Source organism: Pseudomonas sp. AC070 (assembly GCF_979258635.1).
On sequence record NZ_OZ409871.1, the window covers coordinates 653581 to 676014 of the forward strand.

The following is a 22434-nucleotide window of genomic DNA, read 5'->3' on the forward strand; positions in this document are numbered from 1 at the left end:
ACTAAGCTAGCTGAGCAAACTCAGGCAATGGAGGCAGTATGGGTGGTTGCAAGGCATGGCTGGTCGGCCTGCTGCTGGCGCTGTTCAGTGTTGAGGTGGCGGCCGCGCCGTTGCAGCTCAACAGTGATGAGCGCGCCTGGGTGCAAGCGCATCCGGTGGTGCGAGTCGGTGTGCAGCGCGGCGGCTGGGAGCCGTTCGATGTGTTGGGCGAGCAGGGTCAGCACACCGGCATTTCCGGGGACTACCTGGCGTTGCTCGGTCAGCGTCTGGGTATTCGCTTCGAAACCGTGCTGTTCAGCGATTGGAATGCCACCCTCGCGGCCCTCAGCAGCGGCCAGGTCGACATGCTGCCCTCCGTGGCGCAAACGCCGGAGCGAGAAGTGCGCATGGCCTTCACTGAGGCCTACCTGACCAGCAACAGCCTGATCTTCACTCGGCAGGAATCGTCCATTCGCAACACGCAGGACCTCGCCGGCAAGCGCGTGGCCATTGAGCGCGGTTACGTCACTGAAAGCTTGCTGCGCGCCGCCGTGCCGCTCGCGCAACTGGTCGAGGTGGGCAGCGCCGAAGAAGCGTTGCGTACCGTGTCCTCTGGCGGCGCCGATGCCTATGTCGGCAACATGATTGTTGCCAGTTACCTGATCCGCAAACTAAGCCTGGCCAACCTCGAACTGCGCGGCGAGTCAGGCCTGTTGCGCAGCGAGTTGCATTTCGCCGTGCGCCGAGATTGGCCGCAGCTGGTCAGCGTGTTGGACAAAGCTCTCGACAGCCTTGAACGCGAGGAGCACGAGCAGATTCTTGACCGCTGGCTGCCGCCGCTAACGGCGTTCAGTTGGCAGGGTTTAGTTGCCGTTGGTTGGCCTTACCTGCTCGGCGTACTGGCGGCGCTGGTGGTTGTGGTGCTGTGGAACCGCCACCTGCGCACGCAGATACACCAGCGGCAACTGGCCGAAGCCGAGGTGGTGCGCCAGCGCAGTACCTTGCTGGCGATCATCAACGCCATTCCCGATCCCATCTGGTTCAAAGACATTCAGGGTCGCTACCTGGGCATCAACCAGGCCTGCGCCGACTTGTTCGGTCAGAGCAGCGAGCAGGTGTTGGGCAAGCGCGACCATGAATTGCTCAACGTCGAATGGGCGTCCAAGCGCGAGGAGCACGACTACACCGCGCTGACCCGTGACGGCACGTATGAAAGCGAAGGCCGGGTGCGTTATCCCGATGGCCGTTGGGTGGTGTTCGACACCCTGCGCACCATTTTTCGCGACGACCGGGGTGTGCCGCTCGGGCTGGTGGGGGTGAGCCGCGACATCACCGTGCGCAAGCAAGCCGAAGCGGCCATGGCCGATGCCAAGGAGTTGGCCGAAGAAGCGGCGCGCTTGAAGTCTGACTTTCTTGCCAACATGAGCCACGAAATTCGCACGCCCATGAACGCCATCATTGGCATGGCGCACCTGGCGCAGAAAACCGAGCTGGCGCCCCGCCAGCGCAGTTACATCGACAAAATTCAGCAAGCCAGCCAGCACCTGCTGGGCGTGATCAACGACATCCTCGATTTCTCGAAAATCGAGGCCGGCAAGCTGGGCATCGAGCACATCGACTTCAACTTGCACCAGGTGTTGGAAAACGTCGCCAACCTGATCGGCGACAAAGTGGCTGCCAAGCACCTGGAGTTGGTGTTCAACCTCGACCCGAAACTGCCGCTGCAACTGGTGGGCGATCCGCTGCGCATTGGTCAGATATTGATCAATTACGCCAACAACGCGGTGAAATTCACCGAACGCGGCGAGATCGAGTTGCTGATTCGCGCCGAGCAGCAAGACGCCGAGCAAGTGCACGTGTACTTCGCGGTGCGCGACACCGGCATTGGCATCACCCACGAACAGCTCGAGCGATTGTTCGAATCGTTCCAGCAGGCCGACAGCTCCACCACGCGCAAATACGGCGGTACCGGCTTGGGCTTGGCGATTTGCAAACGGCTGGCCGAGGCCATGGGCGGGCGCGTGGGCGTGCAGAGCCAGGCTGGGCGCGGCAGTCTGTTCTGGTGCCGGTTGCCGTTGGGCATTTCCGCGCACAAGCAGCAAGTGTTGCAGGCCCAGCCCAGCTTGCGTGGGCGCCGCGTGTTGGTGGTGGACGATAACGACAGCGCCCGCCGCGTGCTGCACGACATGTTGGTGGGCATGAGTTTTCGCGTGGAAACCGCCGCGTCGGGCAGTGCCGCGCTGCGCCAAGTGCAATTGGCCGATCAGCGTCGACCCTTCGATGTGGTGCTACTCGACTGGCACATGCCCGACATGGACGGCATCGAAACCGCCCGCCAATTGCAGCAAATCGGTTTGCAGACCCAGCCGCGTCTATTAATGGTGACCGCCCACGGCCGCGAAGAGGTGCTGCAAGAGGCCCGGGACGTGGGCGTCGATGACGTGCTGCTTAAACCGCTCAACCCGTCTGTGCTGCTTGACGCGGTGGTCAGCACCCTAGCCAGTCATCATGCTTCTGGTCCGGCGGGCGTGGCGCCGTCTCCCAGCGGCGGCGCCTTGCCCAACCTGGCCGGCAAACGCGTGCTGCTGGTGGAAGACAACGAGCTGAACCGCGAAGTGGCCTGCGGCCTGCTGGAAGAGAGCGGCTTGCAAATCGAACAGGCCGAGAACGGCGCGCAGGCCGTGGAAATTTTGCTGAGCAAAGGCGAAGGCTATTTCGATGCCGTGCTGATGGACATGCAAATGCCCGTGCTCGATGGCCTCGCCGCCACGCGCCGCGTGCGCGCTGAAGCGCAATTCGCCCAGTTGCCGATCATTGCCATGACCGCCAACGCCATGCCTGCCGACCGTGAGCGCTGTTTGGAAGCGGGCATGGACGATCACCTCGGCAAACCACTGGACCCCGAGCAGCTCTGGCGCACCCTCGCGCACTGGCTGCGGGTCGCGGCGCCGGGCGCTGAACGTACGCGCCCATCAGCACCGCCAACCTGGCAACTGCCGGGCGTGGACTTGGCCAGCGGCTTGCGCCGGGTGCTGGGCAAACCGGAGCTGTACCAGCGCCTGCTGCTGAAATTTGCCAGCAGCCAAAAAGATTTCACTGCGCAGCTGCGATTGGCGTTGAACCAAGGCGAGGGGGAAGCTGCCGAACGCCTGGCCCATAGCCTCAAGGGCCTGGCCGGCAACCTCGGCGCCGTGGATTTGCAAACCCAGGCCGCCTTGCTGGAAAACGCCTTGAAAGACGCCTACGCCAGCGACGAGCTGGAGCCGTTGATCAACGACGTCAGCGACAGCCTCACCGCATTGCTCCAGGCCATCGCCGCGCAGTGGCCGGCGGCGATGGACGAGGGCGCCGTCGCGGTTGATCCCACCGTGCTGAGCGCGGTGTGCCAGGAACTTGCGGGCTTGTTCGCCCACGACGACCCGCGTGCCGGCAAGGTGTTCGAGGCCCAGGCCGGCCTGTTACGCAGCGCGTTCGATGGCGACTATCCGCCGCTTGCCGAGGCGGTTCGCTGCTACGATTTTGAACAGGCCCTGACGTTATTGCGGCAAACCGGTGAACAGCGTGGTCTGAGCCTCTGACGCTCAGCCTTGAACGACAGGAGATGGCATGGACGGAATACTCGACCGACCGGAGCAGCCGCTGGTGCTGCTGGTGGATGACACCCCGGAAAATCTGGAGCTGATGAGCGAACTGCTGTTGCCCACCTACCGCGTCAAGGTCGCCAGTTCCGGGCTCAAAGCGCTGCGCATCGCCATCAGCAGCCCGCCGCCAGACCTGATTCTGCTCGACATCATGATGCCGCTGATGGACGGCTACGAAGTGTGCAGACGCCTCAAGGCCGATCCGCAAACGCGGGATATTCCGGTCATTTTTCTCACTGCCAAAACCGAGTTGGCCGACGAGCAGCACGGCTTCAACCTGGGCGCCGTGGACTACATCACCAAACCCATTAGCCCGCCGCTGGTGCTGGCGCGCGTTAAAGCGCAACTACAGCTCAAAGCCAGCGCCGACTTTCTGCGCGACAAAAGCGAATACCTCGAACTGGAAGTGCGCCGTCGCACGCGCGATATCGAGAAGCTGCAAGACGTCACCATCGAAGCCATGGCCGGCCTGGCGCGGATGCGCGAGAACCCGGGCGGCGGGCACTTCGCCCGCATTGAACCGTACATGGTGGAACTGGCCAGCGCCTTGGCCCGCCAGCAACCGGCGCTGTCGGAGGAGTTGAGCCCGGCGCGCATTGCTCGCCTGGGCAAATCGGCCCTGCTACACGGCATTGGCCGGCTGACCTTGCCCGACCGCATCCTGCACAGCCTGGTGCCGCTGTCGCCGGCCGACGTCGAGGTGCTGCACCGCCATGCGGTGGCCGGTTACCACGCCCTGCAAGCGGCGGAAGACAAGCTCGGCAGCACCGAAACCTTTCTGAGCGACGCCAAGCACATCGTGCACAGCCAGTACGAGCACTGGGACGGCAGCGGTTATCCACAAGGCCTGCGCGGCGAACAGATTCCACTGCCAGCGCGGTTGATGGCCGTGGTCGGCCGCTACGAAGAACTCACCGCCCACCACCCGTACCGCCAAACCAGCAGCCATGCCGAAGCGGTGGAACACATCAGCGCCGCCAGCGGCACCGAATTCGACCCGATGATTGTGCTGGCCTTTCTCGGCGCTGCGGATGAGTTTTGCAGCCTGGCCCTGGGGCTGGCCGACGACACCGAAGCGATCAACACCGATTTGCAGCGGTTGGATGAATCGTTCGGCGAGACGATTGAGCTGACGCTGCCGCAAGAGCCTGCCTAAAGTCGCAGATGCTTTTGTAGGAGCCAGCTTGCTGGCGAACCCTGCAAACCTCGGCAATCGAAGTTTTCAGGGTTCGCCAGCAAGCTGGCCCCTACATATAGAGCGGGTTATCGATTAATTAGCCACGGTAAACCGCGCCCGCACATGCTTGGCGTTTTCCAGCTCGTCGATAATCGCCACCGCCAAATCTTCCACGCTGATGCCCGCCGGCTCTTCGCCGTCCATAAGCAGCTGTTCACCGCCCACGCGGTATTTATCGGTACGGATGCCCGGCTTCAGCAGCGCGGGCGGCGACAGGAAGGTCCAGGCCAGTTGCTGTTCTTCGCGCAATTGATTCAGATGCTGGCGTGCGCCCTCGGCACCATTTTTGTAGGCCGCTGGGAAGTCTGGCGTATCGATCAATTGCAGCCCCGGCGCCACATACAAACTGCCCGCACCGCCCACCACCAGCAGACGATCCACGCCGGCCTGTTTGGTCGCCGCCACGATGGCCGCGCTGCCTTTGAGGAACAGCGCCAGGATGTCGGCTTTGTCCCAACCCGGATTGAAGGCGCTCACCACAGCGTCGTGGCCTTTAAGGGCGGCGGCCAGGGCGTCGGCGTTGTAGGCGTCGGCCTTCACAGCCTTGAGCTTGGCGTGCGCAGGCAGTTTTTCCGGATGTTGAACGATGCCGCTAACGTCGTGGCCACGGTTCAGGGCTTCTTGCAAAACGGCCGCGCCAACAAAGCCGCTGGCACCGATCAAGGCGATTTTCATGGGTGTCTCCAAGTGAGTGATGAACTGGCGGCCATCATCAGCGATGGATAAACGCGGGAGAAATAGGCTAAAACGGCTTGAACAATTAAGCAGCGCTTAAGAATGGAACAGCTAAAACGCATGGCCGTGTTCGCCACGGTGGTCGACAAGGGCTCGATGGTCGCGGCGGCGGCGGAGTTGGGCATGACCTCATCCGCCGTCAGCCAGCAAATCAGCAAGCTGGAAGCGAGCACCCAGGTCAGCCTGCTGCACCGCACCACCCGCAAGCTGACCCTCACCGAGGCCGGCGCTGCGTTCTACCGCAGCTGCGCGCAAGTGCTGGCCCTGGCCCAGGAAGCCGAGCAACGTTTGCTCGAACTGCGCGATGCCCCGGTCGGCGAGTTACGCATCACCGCGCCGGTAGGCTTTGCCGGCGGACGCTTGAGCCGCGCGCTGGCGCCGTTGCTGGCGGCCCATCGGCAACTGCGCCTGAACGTGTTTTTCGATGACGAGCAGGTCGATTTGATCGAGCAGCGCATCGACATCGCGGTGCGCATCGGCCGGCTCGAGAACTCCAGCCTGGTCGCCCGCCACGTCGCCGACTGGCCCGCCGTGCTCTGCGCCGCACCGGCGTATCTGGCGCAGCACGCGGCCATCGAAACGCCGGAGCAATTGGCCGACCACGACTGGCTGAGCCTGAGCACCCAGCACCTGCCGCAGCAGCTTGTGCTGGTGAGCGGGGGCGGTGAGGAGCGGCGGCTGAAGCTGGTCAGTCGGGTGAGCTGCAACAACCTGATCGCGGCGCGCGAGTTCACCTTGGCGGGCATGGGCTTGTCGGTGCAGCCGGAACCCGAAGTGCGCGGCGAGTTGGCCAGTGGCCGCTTGCAGCGGGTGTTGCCCGCCTGGCAGCCGGCGCCCATGCCGATCTACCTGGTCACGCCCCGGCGCGATGCGCAACCGGCCAAGGTGCGCTATGCCTTGGAAGCGTTGCGACAGAATTTGCAGAAGGGATAGCCGCGCGGGGTCGGCATCGGCAACCGGCTGTGAGAGGATGGACCCCAGCCGGCGCTCGCGCCCAGGCTTGCCCTTCGACTTCTGGCACATAAGGACCCTTGATAAAAGCTGATGAAGACTCCTAAACGCATTGAACCCCTGATTGAAGATGGCTTGGTCGATGAGGTGCTGCGCCCGCTTATGAGCGGTAAGGAAGCAGCGGTGTATGTGGTGCGCTGCGGTAAAGAGTTACGTTGTGCCAAGGTCTATAAGGAAGCCAACAAACGCAGCTTCCGCCAGGCAGCCGAGTATCAGGAAGGCCGCAAGGTGCGCAACAGCCGTGACGCCCGCGCCATGGCCAAGGGCTCCAAACACGGGCGCAAGGAACAGGAAGAAAACTGGCAGAACGCCGAAGTGTCGGCACTGTTCCGTCTGGCCAGCGCCGGCGTGCGGGTACCTAAACCGTTCGACTTCCTCGACGGCGTGCTGCTGATGGAAATGATCGCCGGCGCCGACGGCGATGCCGCGCCGCGCTTGAACGACGTGGTGATGGAGCCCGACGAAGCCCGCGAATACCACGCCTTTCTGATTCGCCAGATCGTACTGATGCTGTGCGCCGGTCTGGTGCATGGCGACCTCTCGGAATTCAACGTACTGCTCGACGCCAACGGCCCGGTCATTATCGACCTGCCGCAAGCCGTCGACGCCGCCGGCAACAACCACGCCTTCAGCATGCTGGAGCGGGACGTCGGCAACATGGCCGCCTACTTCGGCCGCTACGCACCGGAGCTCAAAGAAACTCGCTACGCCAAGGAAATGTGGGCGCTGTACGAAGCCGGCACCTTGCACCCAGGCAGCGTGTTGACCGGTGAGTTTGCCGAAGAAGAAGAGAGCGCTGACGTGGGCGCCGTGATGCGTGAAATCGAGGCCGCGCGCATCGACGAGCAACGCAAGCAAGCGGCGCGTGCCGATGCCGAAGGGCCGGCCAAAAGCGACGAGCCGCCACCGCCGCCGTGGTTGCAATGATCGTCAGACGATGAAATACCCGTAGGAGCGGCTTCAGCCGCGATGCTTTTGTGCAAAGCATCGCGGCTGATCGGCATTCCGATCAGCCGCTTCCACAGGCCAGGCCACAACTGTTCGCCGCCAGCTGTATCCATACATTTCCCCGCCCACCTGCTAGCGTACGCCCCAGTTTTTCTGGAGCCTCGCCATGCCGTTACGCCACGCCTTGCTTGCCCTGTTGGTCACCCTGATTTGGGGTGTGAATTTTGTGGTGATCAAGGTCGGCCTGGAAGACTTCCCGCCGCTGTTGTTCTGCGCGCTGCGCTTCGCCCTGGCGGCGTTGCCCTTGCTGTTCCTGCGCGGGCCGATGCCGGCGCCGCTGTGGCGGATTGTGCAGATTGGCTTGCTGCTCGGCGTGTTCAAGTTCGGTGTGTTGTTTGTCGGCATGCACTTGGGTATGCCGGCCGGGCTGTCGTCGCTGGTGCTGCAAAGCCAGGTGTTTTTCACCATTCTGATCGCCGCCGTCATGCTTGGCGAACGCCCCAGCCACCGTGCCTTGGCGGGCCTGGCGTTGGCCGCCAGCGGGCTGGTGTTGATCGGCTGGCAGCGGCCGATGGGCGACAGCTTGCTGGCGTTCGCCCTGGTGGTGTTCGCGGCGTTGATGTGGGCCTGCGCCAACATCGCCACCAAGCGCTCGGGCGCCACCGACATGCTGCGCCTGATCTGCTGGATCAGCCTGATTCCCCCGCTGCCGCTGCTGGCGCTTTCCTATGTATTCGAAGGACCCGATGCAATAAGCCATGCGCTTACCCACCTGACACTGCGTGGTATCGGCGCGCTGCTGTTTATTGCCTTTCTCGCCACCACCGTGGGCTTTGCCATCTGGAGCTTTCTGCTGCGTCGTTACCCGGCCAGCGTGGTCACGCCGTTTGCCCTGGCGGTGCCGGTTTCCGGGCTGTTGGCCGGTTGGCTGCTGCTGAATGAACAGCTCAGTACGCTGAGCTGGCTGGCGTGCGCGCTGGTGTTTGTCGGTCTGGCCGTGACGGTTTTGCCCAAACGCCGGGCTTGACCGCTCGGTGTTGTCGGCCGAAGTTTTCGGTTCTGGTTTTTTAGTGCGGGGAAACAGCAATGCAGGGCAATAGCGAAGTCGTCGAATACCTCAAGGATTTGCTGCGCGGCGAGTTGTCCGCCCGCGATCAGTATTTCCTGCATTCGCGCATGTACCAGGACTGGGGCTTCAACAAGCTCTTTGATCGCATCAACCACGAAATGGAAGAAGAAACCCAGCACGCCGATGCCCTGCTGCAACGCATTCTGTTTCTGGAAAGCACCCCGGACATGACGCCCAAGCCCATGTTCCCCGGCCGCACCGTGCCCGACATGCTGCGCGCCGACCTCAAGCTGGAATATGAAGTGCGCGCCGCCCTGAGCAAAGGCGTGGCCTTGTGCGAAAGCCATAAGGACTACATCAGCCGCGACATTCTGATTCTGCAACTGCAAGACACCGAGGAAGACCACGCCTACTGGCTGGAACAGCAACTCGGCCTGATCGACCGCATTGGTCTGGAAAACTACCTGCAATCGCAGGCGTAAAACCCATCGCGGCTAAAGCCGCTCCCACAGACAGCCCTGGTTTGAAGTGCGCCCCAAAAGTTGGACACGTACTGGTTAAGCCATGACGGCCTTTGCTCTGTAAGCAACAGGGCTGAGGCCGCCTAGCTTCATCTTGATCCGATCATGGTTGTAGTAACGGATGTATTCGTCCAGCCCGGCTTGCAGCTGAGCGACGTTATCGAAACGCTCGCGGTAGAAGTACTCCGACTTAAGCGTGCCAAAAAAGCTCTCCATTGTGGCGTTGTCCAGGCAGTTGCCTTTGCGTGACATGCTTTGCTTCAGGCCTGCTTTTTCCAAGCGCTCCCGGTAGTCAGGATATTGGTAGTGCCAGCCCTGATCTGAGTGCAGCAGCGGTTTTGCCGTCTCGGGCAGACCTTCAAGCGCTTGCTCCAGCATGCGGCCTACCAAGGCGTAACGTGGTCGGGTGTCGGTTTGATAGGCAACGATTTCGCCGTTGAACAGGTCCAGCACCGGGGACAGGTAAAGCTTTTCGCCGGCCACTTTGAACTCGGTTACGTCCGTGACCCACTTCTGGTTTGGCTGGTCCGCTTCAAACTGACGGGCCAAAACATTAGGCGAAGCCTTGCCGACCAAGCCCCGATACGAGCGGTACTTTTTCGGTCGCACCGTGCATTTGAGATTTAGATCGCCCATGAGGCGCCGCACCGTTTTGCTGTTAACCATCTGGCCAGCATTACGCAGCGCAGCGGTCATTCGGCGATAGCCATAGCGCCCCATATGCTCCTCCTGAACGCTCTGGATAGAGGCTTTCAGAGGCGCGAACCGATCTCCGGTGTTCATCAGATTGAGCTGGTAGTAATACGTGCTGCGCGCCAACTGCGCGACTTCAAGCAGTTCTTCGAGCGAGAAATGATCACGCAGCTCGGTGATCAACTTCGTTTTTTCTTTGCTGCTTTCTCCTGCCTTTTCTTCTCCTCCCTGTGCTCCTTGAGCTTTTTTAGCCAGGCGTTCTCCACTTGGAGCTTGCGTAGCTTGAGCAGCAACTCAGCATGCGAAAGATCTTCATCGCTTGTGGTTTCAGGTGCAAAGGGCTTGGCGGGAGGTAGTGTCATAACGGCGGGCGGTCCTTTCCTGGCTGACTCCAGGGCTTCAAAGCCGCCACTGTAATACTGCTGCTGCCATATGCCCACTTGGGTTGAATTACCCAAATTGAAAGCCGCAGCCACGCAACGAAAAGAAAGATTTTCACGCCACATCTGCTGAAGAACAGCGAGCTTGAACTCTGCGCTATAGCTGACTGGCCGGGCCCGCAGGCTGGCATCGCCATGCAACCGGTAGGCTTCTACCCAACGCCGAAGCAGGGTGGGATCTAGCTGGAATTGCTCAGCAATAAAGCGAAAGCCTCGGCCTCGCTCAAGGAAGGCGGTGATAACAGACAGCTTGAAATGCGTTGTGTACTTGCTCATGGAAGAAGCCCCAAAGGTTGGATGGGTGTCCAACTTTTGGGGCGCACTTCAGGCGCACAACGGTGAACAACCTGTGGGAGCGGCTTCAGCCGCGATGCTTTTCAAGCACAACACCCCCGCTCCAAATCTTTCAATATCGGACAATCCGGGCGGTCGTCGCCGTGGCAGCTTTGCGCCAGCTCTTGCAGGGTGTCGCGAAGGCTGGTGAGTTCTTCGATTTTGCGATTCAACTCGTCGATATGATCCCGGGCCAGGGCTTTCACATCAGCGCTGGCGCGTTGCCGGTCTTGCCACAAGGTCAGCAGCTTGCCGACTTCTTCCAGCGAAAACCCCAGGTCGCGCGAACGCTTGATAAACGCCAGTGTGTGCAAATCTTGCGGCTGGTAATGGCGATACCCGGCTTCGCTGCGGTGCGCCGGCTGCAGCAGGCCGATGGCTTCGTAGTAGCGGATCATCTTGGCGCTCAGGCCCGAGCGTTTCGCCGCTTGGCCAATGTTCATCGGGCGGTCTCCTGTGAGTCAGTGAAATCGGGTTTCCAGCGTTTGAGCAGCAACGCATTGCTCACCACGCTGACGCTCGACAGCGCCATGGCGGCGCCGGCCAGCATCGGGTTGAGCAGGCCGAAGGCGGCCAGCGCAATGCCGACCACGTTGTAGATAAACGCCCAGAACAAATTCTGCCGAATCTTGGCATAGGTGCGCCGGCTAATATCCAGCGCGGCGGCCACCAGACGTGGATCCCCGCGCATCAGCGTAATGCCGGCCGCATGCATGGCCACATCGGTGCCGCCGCCCATGGCGATGCCCACGTCGGCAGCCGCCAGCGCCGGGGCGTCGTTGATGCCGTCGCCGACCATCGCCACCGTGGCCTGCTGTTTAAGGCCATTGATCAGCGCCGATTTTTCCCCCGGCAATACCTGCGCATGCACAGAGTCGATACCCAGCGCCGTCGCCACCGCCTGGGCGCTGCCCGCGTTGTCGCCGCTGATGAGGTGGCAGGCGATCTTCCGTTCGCGCAAGGCGGCGATGGCCGCAGCGGCGCCGGGCTTCAGGCTGTCGCCAAAGGCCAACACGCCGAGCACCTGCGGGTTCGGTTGCAGTTCCAACAGCCACGACACGGTGCGGCCTTCGGTTTCCCAGGCGCGGGCTTGGGCGTCGAACTTCTCGCCGGGCACGTGGCTTTCTTCCAGCAAGCGGCGATTGCCGAGCGCCAGTTGGCGACCCTCAACTGTGCCGGCGATACCGCGCCCGGCCAAGGCTCGGCTGGCGCTGGCGGTGGGCACTTGCAGACTGCGTTCCGTGCATGCCGCCAACACCGCATTAGCCAACGGATGCTCGCTGCCGCGTTGCAGCGCGCCGGCCAGGCTGAGCAGTTCGGTTTCCTCACCGCTGGCCTGCAGATGCACCACGCGCGGGCTGCCCGACGTGAGCGTGCCGGTTTTATCGAAGGCGACCACGCTGACCTTGTGGGCGATTTCCAGCGCGTGGGCGTCTTTGATCAAAATGCCGTACTTTGCCGCCACGCCAGTGCCGGCCATGATCGCCGTCGGCGTGGCCAAGCCAAGGGCGCAGGGGCAGGCGATGACCAGCACCGCCACCGCATTGAGAAGGGCGGTTTCCACATCGCTGCCCGCGAGCAGCCAGCCTCCCAAGGTGACAAGCGCGGCGACCAGAACGGCGGGCACAAACACCTGGCTGACGCGATCGACCAGCTGCTGGATCGGTGCCTTCTCGGCCTGCGCGTCTTCCACCAGCCGAATGATGCGCGCCAGCACCGTTTCGCCGCCCAGCGCTTGTGTGCGTATCAGCAAACGGCCTTCACCGTTGATGGCGCCGCCGGTGACGCGGTCGCCGGGTTGCTTGGCCTGCGGCAGGCTTTCGCCGGTTATCAGGGCTTCGTCGGCGTGGCTGTGGCCGTCCACCACCTCGCCATCCACGGCAAAGCGTTCGCCAGGCTTGACCACGATCAGATCGCCGACCTGCAAGGCGGTGATGGCCACCGTTTCCTCAACGCCATCGCGCAGCCGCACCGCGCTGTCCGGGCGCAACGCCTCCAGCGCGCGGATGGCGCTGGCGGTCTGGCGTTTGGCGCGGCTTTCCAGGTATTTGCCCAGCAACACCAGGCTGATGACCACTGCTGCCGCTTCGAAATACAGATGCGGCTGGGTGCCCGCAGGCGCGGCCCACCATTGATAAAGGCTGAGGCCGAAGGCCGCGCTGGTGCCGAGGGCCACGAGCAGATCCATATTGCCGGCGCCAGCGCGCACGGCCTTGAATGCCGCCACATAGAAGCGCGCACCAAAGATAAATTGCACCGGCGCGGCCAAGGCGAACTGCGCCCAGGCCGGCAGCATCCAGTGCACACCGAACCACTCCAGCAGCATCGGCGCCAGCAGCGGCACGCACAGCGCCAGGGCAATGATTACCGTCCAGCGTTCGCGTTGCAGGGCGGGGCGCGGGTCGGAGGGCGGGGCGATATCGCCGATGAGGCTGGCGCCATAGCCGGCCTGGGCGACGGCGGCAATAAGCGTCGACGGTTCAACGGCGCCGATCACCTCAACGCTCGCGCGCTCGGTGGCCAGGTTGACGCTTACGGCGCTTACGCCTGGCACTTGCGCCAGGGCGCGCTCGATGCGCCCGGCACAGCCGGCGCAGGTCATGCCAGTGAGGGTGAGGTCGATACGTTGGCTGGCTACTTGGTAGCCGGCGGCCTTTACCGCCTCAAGCAAACGCGGCAGGGCGTCAGGGCTGGCAGTGATGCGCGCGTGTTCGCTGGCCAGGTTGACGCTGGCCTGGGCTACGCCGGGCACGGCTTGCAACGCGCGCTCGACACGACCGGCGCAACCGGCGCAGGTCATGCCTTGGATGGGTAAGTCGAACGCTTGGGGGCTGGACATTGGGCGGTCTCCAGTGAGTTCGCCCATAGCATCAACCTTGACCGGAGGGGAAGGTCAAGGGGGGAAGGTCGGTCTGGCGGAGCGAGGGGCTATGAAGTGGGGTTCGGGATCGCACGCTGATCCAAAACTCTGGATCCCCGCGTGCGCGAGGATGACGGAGGTTTTGGTGACGCGCTGTGTTAGGATGGCCTGCATCTCTAACCCCCCACCGTCATCCTCGCGCACGCGGGGATCCAGAATCTCGGCGGGAACGATGCACGCCGCCACAATCCCCGCCTCGCGCATGACGGCGTTTAATCCCCGCCAACGCAGCGTTACTTATCCCGATCCACCGCAAACGCCGACCACGCCTGCCGACTAGGCATAATTTCCAAGCGGTTGATGTTGATGTGATCCGGCAAACTCGCCACGTAGTAAATTTGCTCGGCAATATCTTCAGCGCTCAGCGGCGTAGTGGTTCCGTACATGGCGTCGGACGCGGCCTGGTTGCCTTTGGTGCGCACCAGGGTGAATTCGGTTTCGGCCATGCCGGGGGCGATGTCGGTGACCCGCACGCCGGTGGCGATCAGGTCGCAGCGCAGGTTGTAGCTGAACTGTTTAACGAACGCCTTGCTCGCGCCATACACATGGCCGCCCGGGTAAGGCCACTCGCCGGCCACCGAACCGATGTTGACGATGCTCGCGCCTTTGCCGGTTTCCAGCAGCTTTGGCAACACCGCGTGGGTGACGTTGACCAGGCCGGTGATGTTGGTGTCGATCATGGTGTGCCAGTCTTCCAAGGCCACCTTTTGCGCCGGCTCCGGCGCCAGTGCCAGGCCGGCGTTGTTGATCAGGCTGCGGATGGTGCGGAAACCTTCGGGCAGGTCGTCAACCATTTTCTGCACGGCGGCGGCGTCACGTACGTCGAGCACCGCGATATGCACCGGCACTTTGGCGGCCAGTTCTTTCTGCAATTCGATCAGACGTTCTTCGCGGCGCCCGCTGAGCACCAGCGACCAGCCCGCTTCGGCAAAACGCCGCGCGGTGGCCCGACCAAAACCCGATGTTGCGCCTGTGATAAATACCACCTTGCTCATGTTTACCTCGTCTTCACGGAGACTTGATGGAGCGGTCAGTGCGACAGCTCGAGAAATTTGCGTACCCGCTCGGTGTCGGGGTTGCTGAAGAATTTTGCCGGGGCCGATTTTTCGATGATCAGGCCTTTTTCCAGAAACACCACTTGGTCCGACACGGCGCGGGCGAATTCCATTTCGTGGGTGACCACGATCATGGTGTAACCCTCGCTCGACAGGTTTTTCATCACCTGCAACACCTCGCCGACCCGCTCGGGGTCCAGGGCGGAGGTGGGCTCGTCGAACAATATTACCTCCGGGCTCATGGCCAGCGCGCGGGCGATGGCCACGCGCTGCTTTTGACCGCCTGACAGGGTAAACGGGTAGGCGTCTTTGCGCTCGCTCATGCCGACCTTTTCCAGCAACTGTTCGGCAATGGCGCGGGCTTGGTCTTTGGGCATGCCCTTCACGTAAATGGGCGCTTCCATCACGTTCTGGATCACGCTCAGGTGCGGCCACAAATTGAAGCCCTGGAACACCATGCCGGTTTTGGCGCGCAGCGTGGCCAGCTCTTTGTTGGTCATTTTGCGGCCGGCTTCTTCATTCACCCCGATGCGTTGCCCGGCGATGTGAATGCTGCCGCGATCAGGCACTTCCAGCCAGTTGATGCAGCGCAGCATGGTGGATTTGCCCGAGCCGCTGGAGCCCAGCACGCTCACCACTTCACCCTTGTTCACTTCCAGATCGATATCGCGCAACACCTCGATATCGCCAAAGCTTTTGGACATGCGCTTGATGCTGACGGCAGGGGCGTTAGACATAATCAAAACCTCGTTTGGCGCCGAAGCGACCGGCCCATTTGAGTGCCAGTTCCAGGCCGATGCTGATCAGCCAATACAGGATGATCACCAGCACAAACGCCTGGGTTGGAATGAAGTAGGTGGATTGCGCCGAGTTGGCGGCGGCCGTTAATTCCTGCACGGTGATGATGGTCAGGAACGCGGTGTCTTTGAGCGCAATGATCAGTTGGTTGCCCAGCAATGGCCGGGTCTTGATCACCAGCTGCGGCAGGATGATCCGCCAGAACAGCCAGCCCGGCGTAAAACCATGGGCCTTGGCCGCCTCCACGTAACCGGCTGGCATCACCAACCGGCTGCCACGCAGAATTTCGCCAAAATAGGCCGCGTGGTAAATCACCAGCGCGATAAACCCGGCGGTCCAGGCGTCCAGGCGCACGCCCAGTTGCGGCAAACCGTAATAGAGCAGGTAGGCCAGAATCAGAAACGGCAGGGTGCGCATCAAATTCATTAAGGCGCGAATCACCCAGGCGATACGGTCGCCTTCTTCCAGGCGATACACCGCCAGGCAGCCCAGCACAAACGCGCACAGCGTCGACAACACGAACAGCACCAGCGTGCCGATCAGGCCGTTGACGAAGGTTTCGCGCGCTTCCCACAAAATCGTCCATTCGGTCATAGCGAGCCTCCCTTACATGGCCAGTCGGTTGGCTTTCTTTTCCGCCATCGCTTGCAGCTTGAGCAGCACGCTGATGATCAGCATGTACAGCAAAGCGGCGCACAGAATGGGCGGCAGCGGTTCGTAGGTGACGGCCGAAATTCGGTTAGTCACGCGGGTGAGATCAACGATGCCGATCACCGCAATCGCCGGGCTGCCCTTGATTAGAAACGACATCTCATTGACCAGCCCGGGCAGGCTGCTGGTGATCATCTGCGGCAGCATGATGCGGCGGAAAAACACCCCGCCGGTCATGCCGCAGGCCAGTGCGGCTTCGCGCTGATCGCGGGAAAAACTCATAAACGCCGCGCGCCAGATCTCCGCATTAAAGGCGGCGGTGTTCAGCGTCATGGCGACGATGGCCGCCGTGTTGCGGTTCATATTGATGCCAAACATCGGCGCCGATAGAAACAGGAACAACACAAAGGTCACCAGCGGCGTGGCGCGGGCCAGGCTGATGTAGAGCACCAGCAACTGTTCCACAAACGGAATCTTGGCCATGCGCAACAGCGCCACGCCAAGACCCAACACAACGCCGATGGAAATGGCGATACCGCAGAGCCACAACGTGGTCCAGGCGCCTTCCAACAGCAACAACCAGGCTTGAGCGTTCATGCCTCGGCTCCTTATTTACAACGAGGGTTAATGCGAGCCAGACCGGGGTGGTTTTCAAGGCTTGGGGAAAGAGAAGCAAAGCGGGGGCCAGGTGGTGGGTGATGGCGGTGTTGTCGCTCCAGTCATACAAAAATCGCGACCCCACTCTCCGTCATTCCCGCGAAAGCGGGAATCCAGAGTCTGTCAGGAGAACGGTGCACGATGGACAATTCTGGATCCCGAATCGTCGGACCGCCGCGTTCGCGAGGATGACGGGCGTACGGGGTTTAATAGCCGCGTTCATACATCCCCGATCCCCACCAACCCACCGCCGCTCCCGCCGCCTTCGCAGGAATGACGGTGTTAGATGGGACAACGGTGTTACATCCCCGCCAACGTATGAAACTGCTCCACATTCGTAATCGGCTCTTTCGGCATATCGGGGAACGCCTCGCCAAACCACTTAGTCTGCAACGCCGCCAAACGCCCATTGCCCCGCACCTTGTCCATAAACCCAGTGAGGAATTTCAGCAGCTCCGGGCTGTTCTTCGGCATTGGCCAGGCGGCAAAGCCAGGGCCGGAAACCGGGATGCCTTTGGCGAACGTATCGCCGCGGGTTTTGATCAGGTCGTTTACCGAGATCAGGGCGTTGACGGCGTAGTCCAGGCGGCCGTTGGCGAGGTCGGCGTACACCTCTGGATAGGATTGGTATTCCACCACTTTGCCCATCTCGCAGCCTTTCTCTTTCATCATCGCCTTAAGCTCAGGCAAACGCGCCAGCAGGGCGCTGCCGGCTTGGACGCCGACGGTTTTGCCGCACAGGCTGGCGATGTCGCTGAGGCTCTTGTCGTCGGCGCGCTTGACGTAATAGTGCTGGGCGCTGGCGAACGGCGGGGTGAAGTTGAACACGCGCAGGCGCTCGTCGGTGACCAGGGCGCCAGTGAAGGCCACGTCGTATTGACCGGACGATACCGAGGCGAGCAGGCCGGTCCACGGCAGGATGTCCTGCTTCACATCGATCTTCTGTTCCTTGGCGTAAGCCACCAGGTCTTCGAGCAGCTCCTTGTGGAAACCGTCGGGCTTGCCGTCGACGATAAAGTTGAACGGCGCGTAGTCGTGTTCGGTCGCAACCGTGAGCACGCCTTTGCTTTTCACCTCGTCCAGGTCGGCGTGGGCAAACGGGGCGCTCAGCACGAGCGTGGCGAGGGTCAGCTTGCGCAACAGGCCAAGCGATTTGAGGGCCAGCGAACCGTTGTTCGTGTGCTTCATAAGTGCTGCTCCAGTTGTCTTGAAAGGTGAGCCTGGCCACTTTTAAACGGGCCTTCGGGTTGGCTGGTATTCACCATAGAGAGCGCTGGAAGCGAGGGGATAGGGGCAGTTTTGGCCATTCGACTGGCCAGTGCGCCGGGCGAAAATCGTGGCGCGCTAATTGCAAAGTTCCTCGGTCGGCAAGCGAGTGGAACGACCATGATCGATCATTTATTTCATCTGTCTTTCGACCACCAGCGGGGCCTGCAAGAGCAACTGCGCGAGTCGCTGGTGTCGACCATTCTGGGCGGCGGTTTTCCCGCCGATGAGCCATTGCCCTCGTGCCGCAAGCTGTCGCAACAGCTCTCGGTTTCACGCAACACCGTGGCGCTGGTGTACGAGAGCCTGCTCGACAACGGCTACCTGATCAGCCGTCCGCGTAGCGGCTATTACTTGCACCCCGACTACTGCGGCGCCGACTTCGACGACAGCGTGCTGCGCATGACCCCGCAGCGCCAACCCGAACACGCCGACAGTGGCGCCAACGAGCGTGCACCGAATTGGGCCACGCGTTTCAAGATGCAGCCCAGCCTGAAGCACGGCGTGCTGCGCCCCAGCAACTGGGCCGGCTTCACTTACCCGTTTATCTACGGCCAGCCGATTCGCGACCTGTTTCCCCTGGAGCGCTGGCGCGAAGTGTCACGCAACACGTTGCGCAGCGAGCGCGACCAAGGCTGGCTGCGCGACCGCTTCGACCGTGACGATGAAATGCTCATCGAACAACTGCGCACCCGCGTGCTGCCCAAACGCGGCATCTGGGCGCGCGCCGATGAAATTCTGGTCACCCTCGGCTCACAAAATGCGCTGTATTTGCTCGCCACCTTGCTGATGGGCAAAGGCGTAAAAGTGGCCGTGGAAAACCCGGGCTTTCGCGACGCCCTGAGCATCTTCGACCTGCAAGGCGCGCACGTGCAGCTGCAAGACATCGACCGCGAAGGGCTGGTGGTCGACTCGCGCCTGAACGACTGCGAATACCTGTACGTAACGCCGGGCCATCAAGTACCGACCGGCATCGCCATGAGCGCCGAGCGCCGCACCCAGTTGCTGGCGCACATTCGCGAGCACGACCAGGTGCTGATCGAAGACGACTACGACGCCGAACTGAACCTCGACAACCACCCGCAGCCGGCGCTCAAAGCCAGCGACAGCCAGGGCCGGGTGATTTACCTGAGCAGCCTGTCGAAAGCCTTTTCGCCGGGCTTGCGCATGGGCTATCTGGTGGCTGATGCCGAGTTGATTGACGAGCTTCGCGCGCTGCGTCGGCTGATGTACCGGCACCCGCCACTGAACAACCAGCGGATGCTCGCGGAGTTTCTTGCCCAAGGGCATTACGACGCGCACTTGCGCCGCTTTCGCGAAGAACATGCACGGCGCCGTGAAGCCTTGAGCGAGGCGCTGCGCGCGGAGCTGCCTAGTTGCGAACCGGTGGGCAGCCCGGGCGCCAGCGCATTCTGGCTAGCGGCGCCGGTGGGGGTGGATACGCAAAAGCTGGCGTGGGCGGCGGCGCAGCGCAGTGTGTTGATTGAGGCCGGGGCGCAGTTTTTCTTTGGCCAGCATGTGGCGGTGAATTTTATGCGGTTGGGGTTTCATGCGATTGATGCGCAGCGCATCAGGCCGGGGATTCGGGTGTTGGGGGAAGTGTTGGAGGGGATGTAAAAGTGCACGACCGCTTACTCAGAAAAACATCCGTCATTCCCGCGAAGGCGGCGGTCCGACGATTCGGAATCCAGTATTTCAAGCCGTACACGGTAGATCGGCGAAAATTTTCATTACCGTGTGTGCTGAGCGTTTTTGTTTCGCGCCTTACGCGCGAGTCACTTTTGTCATTGCGACAAAAGTAACCAAAAACGCTAGCCCCTACCTTGGGTCTACGCTGCGCTCCGACTTCTCTCCCTCCGTCGCCGTTCCGGGGGCCGGCGAGACGGGCCATCCATGGCCCGACACGCCTTTCGCGGCTCCCGGCCGCTCAACCCCCTGCACGGCGACTCCACTCGGCCTGCGATGAACGGGGCGGGGTGGATCACAAGCCAGATCAAGGGCGATAGATCACAAGCCAGATCGAAAGCGATAGATCACAGGCCAGATCAAAACCTCGTGGTTTTAGCCTCCATTCCTGGAAACGACGGTACTGAGGGAGACGAGTACTCACTGATTCAACGGGGGCGCCTGCAGCAAATACAACCCAGTGGTATTCAACGCAATGCGATACCGGCGAATCTCGCCCGGTACCAGGTCGACCAAAATGCTGGTGGCCTGGCTGATGCCCGGTGAGCAAACACCCGGCCCCAGCAGGCCAAGCCTCACGGAGATGGCGCCGGGCGGCAGGTTGAAGGCCACCGATTGGCCTTGCCACAAGCGCGCCGCCAATTGGTCTTGCAGGTACAGGCCGATGTCGCACGGGCTGCCGACTTCCAGGCGTTCGCGCGAGATGATCAGCACGCCGTAGCCGTCGGATTGTGGCGTCGGCGCATCGGCGAATTCGGCGTGCGCCAGCGTCGGAAGCAGCAGCATCGAAAGGATGAAAAAAACGCGCATGGTCAGCACTCCTGCCGGCAGGTTTTTTTAGATTAGTTGCTCAGCGGCCATTGGCGGGCGAGACCGCGAAACATGGTGTCGATCATGGGCGCCGCTTGCTCGTCGGGGCGGTACAGGTCGGGGTCGCGCAGGTAGTCGCTGAACAGACCAATCATCAGGCCGTGCAAGGTCAGCGCGGCCATGCGTGGCGTCATGGCGGGGTTGAGGTGGCCGTTTTTGGCGGCGCGCTGGAACACGGTTTCGCACACGTCGATAAATTGCCGAACAAAGGCGTTGTGCCGGTCTTCGGCTTCGCGCAGTTCGTCGGTGAATTCGCAGCGAAACAGCAGGATGGTCATGATGCGCCGCCGCTGCTCGTCGTGGGCCAGGTCGATCAGCGCGTCCACGCAGATGTCGCGCAGGCTTTGCAGCGGTTCGCGGCCGTTGTCGGCGGATAACAGTTCGGCCATTTGTTCCGGCGGCAGGCGAACCTGGTCGAGCATTTCGTGGAATAAATGGGCTTTGTTTTCAAAGTGCCAGTACACGGCGCCCCGCGTTACGTCAGCGGTTTTGGCGATTTGATCAAGGGTGGTGTGGCCCACGCCTTTTTGCAGAAACAACATCTCGGCGGCCAACAAAATGGCGCTGCGGGTTTTCTCTGCTTCTTCTTTGGTTCGGCGCATGGCGGTTGGGCTATTTCTGTCTAGGCTCTTGTTCAGTTAGAGCGGGGCGTAGGGCGTGAGTGTAATGCCTGTCAGGTTTTACAAACACACTCGTATGTATCGGCCGGCTCTGGATAGCCAACTTTCTGATGCGCCTGGTCATGGAGACCGCTATGCCGTACGCCTTGTCTTCTTTTGTTCTGATTACGCTGAGCCTGTTCAGTGCGAACAGTCTGGCCGCCGACGCGCCAGCAGCGGCCGCCCCGCCACCGCCGGAAGTGACCGTGGAAGTGGCCAAAGCCGAAACCTTTCCGCTGGTGCTGGAGTATTCCGGCCGCACCGCTGGTTATCGCGAGGTGCAGGTGCGCGCGCAGGTGAGCGGCATTTTGCAGCAACGCACCTACGACGAAGGCAGCAAGGTGAAAGCCGGTCAGGTGCTGTTTCGCATCGACCCTCGGCCATATCAGGCCGCGCTGATGCGCGCCCAAGGCGCACTGGCGCAAGCACAGGCGCGCTATCGCCAGACCGAGCGTGATCTCAAGCGCATTCGCGAGCTGCAGAAGAAGGGCTTCGCCAGCGAAAGCGAGCTGGATAACGCGGTGTCCAATTTCGAGCAGAGCAAGGCCAACGTCGAGGCCTCCAAGGCTGAGGTGGAGTCGCGGCAAATCGACCTCGACTACACCACCGTGGTCGCGCCCATTTCCGGCATCACCAGTAAACAGACGGTGTCCGAGGGCAGCTTGGTAGTGGCCTCCGACGCCAATGCCAGCCTGCTGACTCAACTCACGCAACTTGACCCGCTGTACGTCAACTTCGCCTACCCCGACACCGAGGCCGAGCGCCTGCGCGAGGGCGTACAAAGCGGCAAATTGGCGATGCCGGCCGACGGCAAATTATTCGCCCAGTTGAAGTTTGGCGATGGCAGCAGCTACCCCATCGAAGGCCGTGTCGACTTCACCGACAGCTTCGTCAGCAGCGGCACCGGCACCGTCAGTGCCCGCGCCGTGGTGCCCAACCCCGACCAGAAGTTGCTGCCCGGCCAATTTATGCGCGTGGTGATCAAGGGCCTTACGCGCCCGAATGCCGTTACGGTGCCGGAGCGTGCCTTGCTGCAAGGGCCGAAGGGCACTTTTGTGTATGTCGTCGATGACCAGGGCGTCGCCCATGCGCGCCAGGTTGCCACCGGGCCGACGTCGGAGGGCCGGTGGGTGATCGAGTCGGGCGTTGGCGTGGGCGACAAGGTGATTGTGGAAGGCATTCTCAAGGTGCGTCCCGAGTCGCCGGTCAAAGCCACTGAGGCGAAGGCTGAAGCCGAACAACCTGCGAAAAAATCATAAAGGAGC

At 61.9% G+C, this 22434-nt stretch carries 19 protein-coding genes; 8 read left to right on the forward strand and 11 right to left on the reverse strand.

All coding sequences use genetic code 11. The annotated features are described in order from the left end of the window. Positions 1 to 38 precede the first annotated feature (38 nt). The gene (locus ACZZ0Q_RS02790; protein ID WP_463540162.1) at positions 39 to 3557 is read left to right on the forward strand and encodes a response regulator; all 3519 of its coding nucleotides are present in this window, start codon (positions 39 to 41) and stop codon (positions 3555 to 3557) included. Between the two features lie 28 nt (positions 3558 to 3585). Further along, the gene (locus ACZZ0Q_RS02795) at positions 3586 to 4776 is read left to right on the forward strand and encodes a response regulator (protein ID WP_463540161.1); all 1191 of its coding nucleotides are present in this window, start codon (positions 3586 to 3588) and stop codon (positions 4774 to 4776) included. Between the two features lie 114 nt (positions 4777 to 4890). Here the strand turns inward: ACZZ0Q_RS02795 and ACZZ0Q_RS02800 are convergent, their stop codons facing one another. After that, positions 4891 to 5532 carry an NAD(P)-dependent oxidoreductase gene (locus tag ACZZ0Q_RS02800; protein WP_463540160.1) on the reverse strand — a complete coding sequence of 214 codons (642 nt, stop codon included), beginning with the start codon at positions 5530 to 5532 and terminating at the stop codon, positions 4891 to 4893. A gap of 102 nt (positions 5533 to 5634) precedes the next feature. On the opposite strand from ACZZ0Q_RS02800, the gene ACZZ0Q_RS02805 reads away from it, so the two are divergent. The 4 genes from ACZZ0Q_RS02805 (at position 5635) to bfr (ending at position 9102) form a co-directional block, all read left to right on the forward strand. Beyond that, positions 5635 to 6525 carry a LysR family transcriptional regulator gene (locus ACZZ0Q_RS02805; protein WP_463540159.1) on the forward strand — a complete coding sequence of 297 codons (891 nt, stop codon included), beginning with the start codon at positions 5635 to 5637 and terminating at the stop codon, positions 6523 to 6525. Between the two features lie 111 nt (positions 6526 to 6636). Beyond that, positions 6637 to 7530, forward strand: a complete 894-nt coding sequence (locus ACZZ0Q_RS02810) for a PA4780 family RIO1-like protein kinase (protein ID WP_463540158.1) — start codon at positions 6637 to 6639, stop codon at positions 7528 to 7530. A gap of 187 nt (positions 7531 to 7717) precedes the next feature. Then, positions 7718 to 8578: an EamA family transporter gene (locus ACZZ0Q_RS02815; RefSeq protein ID WP_463540157.1), complete on the forward strand. Its 861-nt coding sequence runs from the start codon at positions 7718 to 7720 to the stop codon at positions 8576 to 8578. Positions 8579 to 8637: 59 nt separating this feature from the next. Further along, positions 8638 to 9102, forward strand: coding sequence for a bacterioferritin (gene bfr / locus ACZZ0Q_RS02820; RefSeq protein ID WP_122493220.1), 465 nt, complete (start codon positions 8638 to 8640; stop codon positions 9100 to 9102). A 75-nt stretch (positions 9103 to 9177) separates the two neighbouring features. Here the strand turns inward: bfr and ACZZ0Q_RS02825 are convergent. The 8 genes from ACZZ0Q_RS02825 to ACZZ0Q_RS02860 all read right to left on the reverse strand — a co-directional run bounded on the left by ACZZ0Q_RS02825 (position 9178) and on the right by ACZZ0Q_RS02860 (position 17876). After that, positions 9178 to 10550 (reverse strand): IS3 family transposase gene (locus tag ACZZ0Q_RS02825; protein ID WP_463540156.1). Its coding sequence is split into 2 segments (ribosomal slippage): positions 9178 to 10071 and positions 10074 to 10550, totalling 1371 coding nucleotides; the frame shifts between segments, so codons are not numbered across the junction. A gap of 101 nt (positions 10551 to 10651) precedes the next feature. Next, complete coding sequence (gene cueR, locus ACZZ0Q_RS02830) at positions 10652 to 11050, reverse strand: Cu(I)-responsive transcriptional regulator (RefSeq protein ID WP_122450727.1); 399 nt, start codon at positions 11048 to 11050, stop codon at positions 10652 to 10654. Further along, the gene (locus tag ACZZ0Q_RS02835; RefSeq protein WP_463560267.1) at positions 11047 to 13446 is read right to left on the reverse strand and encodes a heavy metal translocating P-type ATPase; all 2400 of its coding nucleotides are present in this window, start codon (positions 13444 to 13446) and stop codon (positions 11047 to 11049) included. The genes cueR and ACZZ0Q_RS02835 overlap by 4 nt, the downstream gene beginning before the upstream one ends. A 314-nt stretch (positions 13447 to 13760) precedes the next feature. Beyond that, on the reverse strand, positions 13761 to 14522 hold the full coding sequence (locus tag ACZZ0Q_RS02840) for an SDR family NAD(P)-dependent oxidoreductase (RefSeq protein ID WP_122493218.1): 762 nt from the start codon (positions 14520 to 14522) through the stop codon (positions 13761 to 13763). A gap of 35 nt (positions 14523 to 14557) precedes the next feature. Continuing rightward, positions 14558 to 15319, reverse strand: a complete 762-nt coding sequence (locus tag ACZZ0Q_RS02845) for an amino acid ABC transporter ATP-binding protein (RefSeq protein WP_463540155.1) — start codon at positions 15317 to 15319, stop codon at positions 14558 to 14560. Then, positions 15312 to 15974 carry an amino acid ABC transporter permease gene (locus ACZZ0Q_RS02850; RefSeq protein WP_122450731.1) on the reverse strand — a complete coding sequence of 221 codons (663 nt, stop codon included), beginning with the start codon at positions 15972 to 15974 and terminating at the stop codon, positions 15312 to 15314. The genes ACZZ0Q_RS02845 and ACZZ0Q_RS02850 overlap by 8 nt, the downstream gene beginning before the upstream one ends. Before the next feature lie 12 nt (positions 15975 to 15986). Beyond that, positions 15987 to 16628, reverse strand: coding sequence for an amino acid ABC transporter permease (locus ACZZ0Q_RS02855; protein ID WP_122493215.1), 642 nt, complete (start codon positions 16626 to 16628; stop codon positions 15987 to 15989). Positions 16629 to 16988: 360 nt separating this feature from the next. After that, positions 16989 to 17876 carry a transporter substrate-binding domain-containing protein gene (locus ACZZ0Q_RS02860; RefSeq protein ID WP_463540154.1) on the reverse strand — a complete coding sequence of 296 codons (888 nt, stop codon included), beginning with the start codon at positions 17874 to 17876 and terminating at the stop codon, positions 16989 to 16991. 198 nt (positions 17877 to 18074) lie between these two features. Between ACZZ0Q_RS02860 and pdxR the strand changes: the two genes are divergently transcribed. Next, positions 18075 to 19571 (forward strand): MocR-like pyridoxine biosynthesis transcription factor PdxR, encoded by a 1497-nt coding sequence (pdxR, locus tag ACZZ0Q_RS02865; protein ID WP_463540153.1) that lies wholly within the window; start codon positions 18075 to 18077, stop codon positions 19569 to 19571. A gap of 489 nt (positions 19572 to 20060) precedes the next feature. Here pdxR and ACZZ0Q_RS02870 read toward each other — a convergent pair whose 3' ends face one another. Both ACZZ0Q_RS02870 and ACZZ0Q_RS02875 read right to left on the reverse strand, forming a co-directional pair. Beyond that, complete coding sequence (locus tag ACZZ0Q_RS02870; RefSeq protein WP_463560268.1) at positions 20061 to 20450, reverse strand: hypothetical protein; 390 nt, start codon at positions 20448 to 20450, stop codon at positions 20061 to 20063. Positions 20451 to 20482: 32 nt separating this feature from the next. After that, entirely contained in the window at positions 20483 to 21112 is a 630-nt protein-coding gene (locus ACZZ0Q_RS02875; RefSeq protein WP_463540151.1) for a TetR family transcriptional regulator, read from the reverse strand. Positions 21113 to 21264: 152 nt separating this feature from the next. Here ACZZ0Q_RS02875 and ACZZ0Q_RS02880 point away from each other — a divergent pair, with 152 nt between their 5' ends. After that, positions 21265 to 22428, forward strand: a complete 1164-nt coding sequence (locus ACZZ0Q_RS02880; RefSeq protein ID WP_463560269.1) for an efflux RND transporter periplasmic adaptor subunit — start codon at positions 21265 to 21267, stop codon at positions 22426 to 22428. The last annotated feature ends 6 nt before the right edge of the window (positions 22429 to 22434 follow it).

Excerpts from the sequence above, each read along its gene's own strand:
- ACZZ0Q_RS02870 (WP_463560268.1), bottom strand. The coding sequence starts at position 20,450 with ATGCGCGTTTTTTTCATCCTTTCGATGCTGCTGCTTCCGACGCTGGCG.
- ACZZ0Q_RS02815 (WP_463540157.1), top strand. The coding sequence starts at position 7,718 with ATGCCGTTACGCCACGCCTTGCTTGCCCTGTTGGTCACCCTGATTTGG.
- ACZZ0Q_RS02845 (WP_463540155.1), bottom strand. The coding sequence starts at position 15,319 with ATGTCTAACGCCCCTGCCGTCAGCATCAAGCGCATGTCCAAAAGCTTT.
- ACZZ0Q_RS02795 (WP_463540161.1), top strand. The coding sequence starts at position 3,586 with ATGGACGGAATACTCGACCGACCGGAGCAGCCGCTGGTGCTGCTGGTG.
- ACZZ0Q_RS02875 (WP_463540151.1), bottom strand. The coding sequence starts at position 21,112 with ATGCGCCGAACCAAAGAAGAAGCAGAGAAAACCCGCAGCGCCATTTTG.
- ACZZ0Q_RS02835 (WP_463560267.1), bottom strand. The coding sequence starts at position 13,446 with ATGTCCAGCCCCCAAGCGTTCGACTTACCCATCCAAGGCATGACCTGC.
- ACZZ0Q_RS02790 (WP_463540162.1), top strand. The coding sequence starts at position 39 with ATGGGTGGTTGCAAGGCATGGCTGGTCGGCCTGCTGCTGGCGCTGTTC.
- ACZZ0Q_RS02805 (WP_463540159.1), top strand. The coding sequence starts at position 5,635 with ATGGAACAGCTAAAACGCATGGCCGTGTTCGCCACGGTGGTCGACAAG.
- ACZZ0Q_RS02860 (WP_463540154.1), bottom strand. The coding sequence starts at position 17,876 with ATGAAGCACACGAACAACGGTTCGCTGGCCCTCAAATCGCTTGGCCTG.
- ACZZ0Q_RS02800 (WP_463540160.1), bottom strand. The coding sequence starts at position 5,532 with ATGAAAATCGCCTTGATCGGTGCCAGCGGCTTTGTTGGCGCGGCCGTT.
- ACZZ0Q_RS02855 (WP_122493215.1), bottom strand. The coding sequence starts at position 16,628 with ATGAACGCTCAAGCCTGGTTGTTGCTGTTGGAAGGCGCCTGGACCACG.
- ACZZ0Q_RS02850 (WP_122450731.1), bottom strand. The coding sequence starts at position 15,974 with ATGACCGAATGGACGATTTTGTGGGAAGCGCGCGAAACCTTCGTCAAC.
- ACZZ0Q_RS02840 (WP_122493218.1), bottom strand. The coding sequence starts at position 14,522 with ATGAGCAAGGTGGTATTTATCACAGGCGCAACATCGGGTTTTGGTCGG.
- ACZZ0Q_RS02810 (WP_463540158.1), top strand. The coding sequence starts at position 6,637 with ATGAAGACTCCTAAACGCATTGAACCCCTGATTGAAGATGGCTTGGTC.
- bfr (WP_122493220.1), top strand. The coding sequence starts at position 8,638 with ATGCAGGGCAATAGCGAAGTCGTCGAATACCTCAAGGATTTGCTGCGC.
- pdxR (WP_463540153.1), top strand. The coding sequence starts at position 18,075 with ATGATCGATCATTTATTTCATCTGTCTTTCGACCACCAGCGGGGCCTG.
- cueR (WP_122450727.1), bottom strand. The coding sequence starts at position 11,050 with ATGAACATTGGCCAAGCGGCGAAACGCTCGGGCCTGAGCGCCAAGATG.
- ACZZ0Q_RS02880 (WP_463560269.1), top strand. The coding sequence starts at position 21,265 with ATGCCGTACGCCTTGTCTTCTTTTGTTCTGATTACGCTGAGCCTGTTC.